Here is a 7,654-nt window from a genome sequence, read left to right as displayed (position 1 = left end):
GTTAAGAACCGGTCGCTCACTCAAAGCTGACAGGAATATGAATCACTTCATAAACCTGACTTACTTTAGTGTGAGACTCTTGATACTTTTGCCATCTGATCCGAGGATCAGCTCGCTTTCATCAAGCGCCCACACTTATCGGCTGTTAATTTTTAAAGAGCGTTTCTGCGAGAAACTCCGTGTTTCCCAGCAGCGCTGCGTTTTCAGCAGCAGAGAAGCGAGATTATGAACCGTGTTTCGCAGTTCGTCAACAACTTTCTGAACCACTTCGTTGCGACTGCGGGGCTCAACTTCCGTACCGCCAAGGCTCGCTACGACCGAACCCCAACAGCACCGCTTCCCTCTCTCCCGCGCCGCGTTTCCGTTAGCGCGAAAGAGGCGTGATTCTAAGCACCCGCCCCCATCCGTGCAAGCCCTTTGTGAAGAAAGTTTGAAAAAGCCTCCGTGCGCTGACGCGCACGGAGGCTTCGGGCTCAATCGGTCGTGAAGCGCAACGCGCGACGCCCTCCAAAGATATGACGAACACGCGTCTTTCCACCTATATAGGAGGACGCGAAACGGGCAAGGAATCTGGCGCGGTCGAGTATCATGCCGCGACCGAACCACGCACTCATATTCATGATGGACAGCACGACTCAACCCGGCGACACCGACCTTCGCGACGAATATGCAGCACTGCGCGAGCGCGCGATCCTGCTGGAAGAACAGGTCCCGCCGCTTCTGCAACGCATCTCGGACATGCTGCCGCGCATCAGCGGTGAATCCGAACTGGCGGACACGCATCGCGAGCGGCTCGTCGGCGCGCGCAATGCGGCGCTGGTCTCGATCGAAAACTATCAGCAGGCCATTCCGTTCCTGCAGACGGCCGACTCGATCATCGAGCAGCTGGACAAGGCGCCGGAGCGCGACGAAGACATCGAGTGGCGCGAATCGCTGCTCCAACGGCTGGACGAGCTGATCGACGTCGCGGTCGTGATGATCGACGATGCGGACAGCTACTTCGAGCACGCACAAGCCTGCGACCTGTCCAGCGTGCCGAAATCCATCCTCGAGGATTGAACAGGCTCGCCCGCAATCGCGCGGTGCACCCGCCTCACGTCGTGCCCGCCGACAGTCGCTAGCCGCCTCCCTTCGTCGCCGGGCCTGCCGCATCCTCCCGCACGAAGCGACCACCCTGCGACCGTCATCGCGCGCGTCGCTCCTACGGCGAATCCAGCACGATCGTCTCGCTCATCATCGGCACGCGGATGTATCCGCCCGCCGCATCGCCATACGCATGCGCGTTCCCGTCGATCACGTATTGCGCGGTCAACGCACACAGCGTCGCGTCTCGCGCATCGACGGAGCGCAGCGTCGACACGTCGATGCCCAACCGCTCCAATAATTGCCGACGCTGATTGCGCTTCTGCTTCGCCGACGCCACGGCCTTGCCCAGCATCGCGCAGGTGATCGCATACGGATAGGTTTCGAAGCTCGCGCACCCGCCCGTGTAGCGCGCGTCGGTCAGCAAAGGATAGGCGTCTGCGAGCGCGCGGTAGACGCGCTCCCCCATGAACATCCAGTCGAAGAAGCCCGACGTGCTCGCGACGGCCTGCTCCCGCGACGGCGTCGGAAAGCACGAGATCCGTTCGCGCGCGAGCGCCTGTTCGGCCAAGCGACGGCCGCTCCCTGTCCACCACAGGCTCGGTGCATCGACGCCGACGGCGACGACATCATGCGCGAGGCACAGTGCGGGCAGCGACTCGGGCGCGACCCGCGCTTCCCGGCAGACGACCGTCGAGCCACGCAGGATCACGAGATCGCACAGCTTCCTGTCTCCGCCGACATCGACACCCGCCACGGCAGCCGGTTGTCGCGCGGCGGATCGGGCCGATCGCATGTGCGCGCCTCAGTCCGCCGGGCGTGCGGCGTACGCGGTATCGAAGGTCGCCTCGAGACCGGGATGGACGCCGCGCATCGGATCGACGACCGACTTCGCCCAGTCGAAGTACGCCTGCTGGCGCTCCAGCGGCCAGTCCGCGGGCGGATGGCGGGCGATGTCGCGCAGGTTGCAGATCTTGTCGGCCAGCTTCACGAGCTTCGCGCGCCGGCTGATGGTGGCCGCGTGCTCGACCTGCAGACGCTTGCGCTCCTCCTTCGGCAACGACTTGTCGTCGGTGACTTCCATCACGATGTCGGCCACATCCTTGCCGAACAGCCGCAGCAATTCCTGCTCGGTCGTCTCGGTATCCTCGACCGTGTCGTGCAACACGGCCGCGACGATCACGCGTTCGTCCTCGACGCCGGCCTCGTTGGCCAGCACGTCGGCGAGCGCGATCGGATGATTGATGTACGGCGACGCCTCTTCATCCTTGCGCCGCTGATTGCGATGCTTGTCCGCCGCGAACGCAATGGCGGCTACCAGCTTCTTCATATTCCCCCCTCGTGTGGCCAGAGCCGCGACCGGTTGAACCGGCCGCGTGCGTTTCGGAACCGCTCATACTACCTGTACGCGATGACCGTTCCCGCGCGCGGGCATCCTGGCGTACCCCGCGTCACGCGCCGGCCGGCGCGCGCTGCAACTCGACCACGTTCACCCGCGCGCCGAATACGTCCCTCACGAGCGGCAGCAGGTGGTCATGGTGCGTCAGGAACAGCACCTGGGTGCGCGTCGACAGATCGCGCAGCGCATCGAGCCCCGCCTTTGCGCGCGCATCGTCGAAATTGATGAACAGGTCGTCGGCGACGAACGGCAGCGCCGTGCGGCTGCCGAGCTGCAACTCCAGCGCCGCGATCCGCAGCGCGAGGAACAACTGATCGCGGGTCCCCTCACTCAGCCCGGCGACCTCGACCGACGTTCCCCTCGTGCGCCGCGCATACAGCGCGGGCGGCGTCCGTTCGGTATCGACGGTCAGCTTCGCGAATTCGCCCAGCGTGAGCCCGGCGAAGATCTCGCCCGCGCGCCGCAGCATCGGCCCCTGCTTCTGGTCGCGGTAGCGATCCGTCGCCCACTTCAGCAAGCGGCTCGCCGTGGCCGCCTCCAGATACTGTTCGGCCGCGTCGCCCATCGCCGCGAGCGCCTCCTGCCGTTTCGACTCGGCGACGGCCGCGTTCGCCTGGCCGTCGATCGCGCCGAACGCCTGGTTGGCCACGACCTGCTGCTGCGCCAGTTCGTTCAGCCGCTTGCCGATATCACCGAGCGACTGCTTCACCGCTTCGAGATGCGCCGGCACGTCGGCAATGTCCTGTTCCGCCACCTCGGCCTCGACGGCGGACCGGGACAGCCCGTCGCCATCACGCACCAGCGCCTCGTGCGCGGCATCGACCGCCTGCCGAAGCTGGCGCCGGCGATCCGAGCGCTCGGCCAGCGGCAGCGCCGCGTCGATCGACGCGACGCCGGCCAGTTGCAGCAGCGGCTGGATGCGCGCATCGGCGCCGGCCACCGCGGCAGCCGCGTCCGCGAGCTTCGCGTCGGCCTGCCGCACGGCCCCGTCGGCACGCTCGATTGCACGCGCGACTTCCCGGGCGGCCGCGAGGCGCATCGTCAGCCGGCGCGCCACGTCCAGCCAGTCGCCGCTTGCCAGCCATTCCGGCGCGAGCGCTTCGGCGAGCCGCCGCGCGCCGGCCTCGAGCGCAGCCAGCTCCGCGCGGATCGCGGCGATCCGGTTGCGCGGCGCATCGGCATCGGCCAGTTCGGCCGTCACCGTATTCGCGAGCCCGAGCACACCTTCCGCCGCGGCCAGCGTCGTCGCGCTCGCGGACAGTTTCGCGTCGGCCAGCGCATCGCGCCATTGCGCTTGCCACGCGTCGTAAGCCGCTTGTGCATGATCGGCCCGCGACTGCGCGGTCGCGCATCCGCGTTCGGCTTCCCGCGCGCGATCGTCGAGGCTGTCCTTCTGTGCGGCCGCCTTCTCGGCCGATTGCACGAACGTCTCGGCGACGGCGACGAGCGCGGCCAGCCCGTCCGACTCGCCGCCTCGCGATACCGTCAGCAGCGCCGCCCGCAGCGCGGCTTCGGCATCGGCGCGGGCAGCACGCATCGTATCGAATTCGCGGCGCTGGCGATCGAGATCGGCCTGCGCGGCGAACACCGCGTCGCGCTTCGCGAGCCAGTCGCCCATCGCTGCCAGCGGCATGCCGGACACCGCGGCGGCTGTCGCGAGCGCCGCCCAGGCGTCACGATGTGCGGCGAGCTCGCGCTCGCGTTCGTCCAGCGCGGCCTGCCGGCGCGCCACGCCCGCACGCGCGGATTCGACCTGCTGACGCAAGGACTGCAGCGTCGCCGCGGCCTGGGTCGCGCCGAGCTGTGCATCGACGAGTTCGTCGGCGAGGCGAATCGCGTCGTCTACCGCCGGTGCGCCCGTCGCGAGATCGACGGCGCCGCTGCGGATATCGCCCCACGCACCGTCGCGACGCGCACGCGCCGCCAGCACGTCGGCGGTCGTGACGACCTTGTGGTTCTCCGCGAAATGCTTCTCCTGCAGTTCGAGCCGTTCGAGCTCTTCGAGCGCACCGTCCCGCGCGTCGCGCGCGGCAGCGGCCGCGCTCGCGCGTTCGCTGTCTTCCTTGAGCAGCGCGCCGAGCCGCGCCGCCGACGGCACGTCGAGCGCGCGCAGCGCATCGACCGGCATGCGCCACTGGCCGAGCGCATCGAGCGCGCCGGACAGCGTGCGTTCGGCAGCCGCGATTTCATGGGCCAGCGCCTGCTCGCGGGGGCCGCTGTTGCGAAAGCCCTGCGCATCGGCCAGCGCCGCGCGCAACGCTTCCGGCACGTCGACGGTCGACAGGCGCGCCTGTTGTTCGCGGACCTGCGTCAGTTCGCGCGTGCGTTCGTCGAGCGATTCGCGCGCGCCGGCGAGCGCCTGGTGCAGCGCGCCGTGTTCGCGCAGCAGGTTCGTGACCGTCTTCAGCGACAGCGCCGTCGGCAGCGCGGCGCGCAGCGACGCTTCGTCCGTCGGCCAGCCGAGCTGCGCGGCCGCCGACGACGCGGCTAACAGGTGCCGCTCGACGTCCGCGCCGAGCAGCAGCAGATCCTGCGCGTGATTCATGCATGCGCCGCGCAGCCGATCGAGCGCTTCGATATCGGCTTCGAGCGCCAACGTGTCGGCGTCCGCGGCGATCGCATCGCGCGTCTGCCGCTTCGCGAGCAGATCGGCGCGCCGCTCTTCGAGCACCTTCTGCTCGGCCGCGAGATCGCCCTGCGCCTTCAGCAGATCCGCATACGCGGTCGGCGGCAACTCGACGACCGCGCCCAGTTCGGCCAGCGCCGCGTCCTTGACCGTCAGCTCCTTCAGGTACGGCGCGAGCCGCCGCACGCGTTCGAGCTTCGAGCGCAGCGCTTCGAGCCGGCGCTGTTCCGCGCGCGCCTGCTCGATCTGCTGCTCGACCGCTTCGCGCGCGTCCTTGCGATCGACCCAGTCGCGCGTGCGCACCTGGACGGCCTTCAGCTCGGTCACGGCTTCGTTGAATGCGGTTTCGGCCAGCGCGAACGCGCTGCCGCTGCGACGCGGCGCCCACAATTCGAGCGCGCGCGCGTCGAGTTCCTCGCGCACCGGCCCGAGGCTGCCGACCCCGGCAGCCGATTCGAACAGCACCTGGCCGAGCTTGTCCGACGCATCGAGAATGCTGCGGCCGCCATCGACCAGCCGCCCGTGATCGAGCCCGAACATCTGCTCGAAGAATTCGCGCGTCGCGCCATCCAGGACGGCCGCGAGATAGTCGTCGGGCAGCTTGTCGTCGGCGGGCGTGCGCAACGGACTGCGCCCGCGCGCACGGTGAAACGCGAGTTCGCCCGTGCCGCTCTGCAGCACGCCGCCGATCCGCAACTCGGGCGTGCTGTGCAGGAAATCGAGCGGCGTCTGCAGCTTCATCCCGAACAGCAACTCGGACACGGCCGTGCGGATCGTCGACTTGCCGGCCTCGTTCGGCCCGACGATCACGTGAAAATCCTCACCGGCCGACGGGAACCGCAGCGTCTCGTCGGTGAACTTGCCGTACTTGATCAGATCGAGCTGGCTGATGCGCATCGCTTATTCCCCCCTCGCCAGCCGCGCGAGCAACGCGGGCCCGACCTGCTCGACCAGCGCGGTCAGCTCGCCCGCGCGCGCCATCGTCAGCAACGGCACATCCTCCTTCACGTCGCTGCGGACCTTGCCGATGAACGGCTTCAGGTCGCGGTCGAGCAGCGCGAGAAAATCCGGATCGTGCGCGGCGTCGGCCAGGATCTGCTTCAGGTCCTCCAGCGCTTCGAGCGGCTCGCTTTCGCCCGGCTGCCGGTCGGCCGAGGACGTCGCGAGCCGAACCTTCTCGAGCCACAGCCGCTCGTTGCCGATGATGCCGATCTGGTTCAGCACTTCCGCACGCAACTGCGGCGCGCGGCCGAAAAAGAGGCCGTGCGCGGGCGTGCGCCCGGTGACGGTGACGCGCACCGCGCGCGGCACGTGCCCGTCGACGCTCAACAGCGCCTCCAGCGACTGGCCGATCTTTCTCGACAGGTCGGCCACCGACAGGCAATCGGACGCATCGACCGACACGGCTTCCCAGCGCAGCACGTCGAGATACAGGCGCTCGACCTGCGTGCGGCCTTGCTCGACCGTCACGAGCACCGCGCCGCGCCGGCCCGTCTCGCGGATATGGCGCCCCTGCAGGTTGCCGGGAAACACGACGGTGGACGCGCCCGTCCATTGCTGGAATTCGTGCACGTGGCCGAGCGCCCAGTAGTCGTAGCCTTTCGCGTGCAGTTCGGCCAGCGTGCACGGCGCGTAGTTCGCGTGCGCCGCGTAGCCTTCGAGCGCCGTGTGCAGCACGCCGATGTTGTAGTACCCGGGCACCGGGTCCGGATAGCCGATCGCGAGATTGTCGACGACGGCCTTGTCCTTGAAGCTCTGCCCGTGCAGCGCGACGTCGAATTCCGGCAGCCTGACGGTTTCCGGCTTGCGGTGGCCGAACACGGTGACGTTGTCGGGCAGCGTCAGCTTCTTCGTCATCTCGCTCTCGGCGTCGTGGTTGCCGCCGAGGACGAACGCGCGGATGCCCGCCTTGCGCAGGCGCCCCATCTGCTGGCCGAAGAAGATGCCGGTGTTGTGATCCTTCCAGTCGCCGTCGTACAGGTCGCCCGCGATCACGAGGAACGCGACTTCCTCCTCGATCGCACGATCCACGAGTTGCCGAAGCGCCTCGCGCGACGCGTTGCGCAACTGCGCGGCCGGCGCATCGGGGTATGCGCTCAGGCCGTGCAACGGGCTGTCAAGGTGAATGTCTGCCGCGTGGATGAACTTCACGAAGGTTCCTCTGTTTCATGGCGAAGGAGCGATGCCGCTCGCACGGGCCGGGCCGTCAAGCGTCGTCCCGGTAGCCGCCGGGCTTGCCGCCGCATGCGCGACACGCGCCGGACCGGATCGCGCCGCCCGGTGCGAGCGGGTCGGGATGGTACCTGAAAGCGGATAGCGACATGGGTTCTCCGTCGGTGCGGATCGCGGGGAAGCACGCGATACCGATGCGAACCGACATTGTGCCGCAGCACGAGCGCGCGACGGCGGAATCGCCTCACGAAGGACGGGCAGCGCACGAAACGATGGCCACGCGATCGTCGGATATGGTGGTTGATTGCGTTCCGGAGAATGTTATCGGAGCGGGCCGGGCGGGCCGGAACGGCACTTTTGTATCGTCTGTCGTC

At 68.1% G+C, this 7,654-nt stretch carries 5 protein-coding genes; 1 reads left to right on the top strand and 4 read right to left on the bottom strand.

Annotated elements, in window-relative coordinates:
• The first annotated feature begins 588 nt into the window (after window positions 1-588).
• Window positions 589-1,059: an ATPase gene (locus tag HWX14_RS35810; RefSeq protein WP_175886749.1), complete on the top strand. Its 471-nt coding sequence runs from the start codon at window positions 589-591 to the stop codon at window positions 1,057-1,059.
• Between the two features lie 142 nt (window positions 1,060-1,201).
• Here the strand turns inward: HWX14_RS35810 and HWX14_RS35805 are convergent, their stop codons facing one another.
• The 4 genes from HWX14_RS35805 to HWX14_RS35790 form a co-directional block, all read right to left on the bottom strand.
• Window positions 1,202-1,879 (bottom strand): DUF429 domain-containing protein, encoded by a 678-nt coding sequence (locus HWX14_RS35805; RefSeq protein WP_175886748.1) that lies wholly within the window; start codon window positions 1,877-1,879, stop codon window positions 1,202-1,204.
• A gap of 9 nt (window positions 1,880-1,888) precedes the next feature.
• Window positions 1,889-2,413, bottom strand: a complete 525-nt coding sequence (locus HWX14_RS35800; protein WP_175886747.1) for an HD domain-containing protein — start codon at window positions 2,411-2,413, stop codon at window positions 1,889-1,891.
• Between the two features lie 121 nt (window positions 2,414-2,534).
• Window positions 2,535-6,005: a YhaN family protein gene (locus tag HWX14_RS35795; RefSeq protein WP_175886746.1), complete on the bottom strand. Its 3,471-nt coding sequence runs from the start codon at window positions 6,003-6,005 to the stop codon at window positions 2,535-2,537.
• Window positions 6,006-6,008: 3 nt separating this feature from the next.
• On the bottom strand, window positions 6,009-7,259 hold the full coding sequence (locus HWX14_RS35790; protein WP_175886745.1) for a DNA repair exonuclease: 1,251 nt from the start codon (window positions 7,257-7,259) through the stop codon (window positions 6,009-6,011).
• Window positions 7,260-7,654 lie beyond the last annotated feature (395 nt).

It is taken from the genome of Burkholderia sp. BCC0044, from assembly GCF_902832955.1.
Classification (GTDB): Bacteria; Pseudomonadota; Gammaproteobacteria; order Burkholderiales; family Burkholderiaceae; genus Burkholderia.
This window is presented reverse-complemented; position numbering and strand designations above follow the sequence as displayed.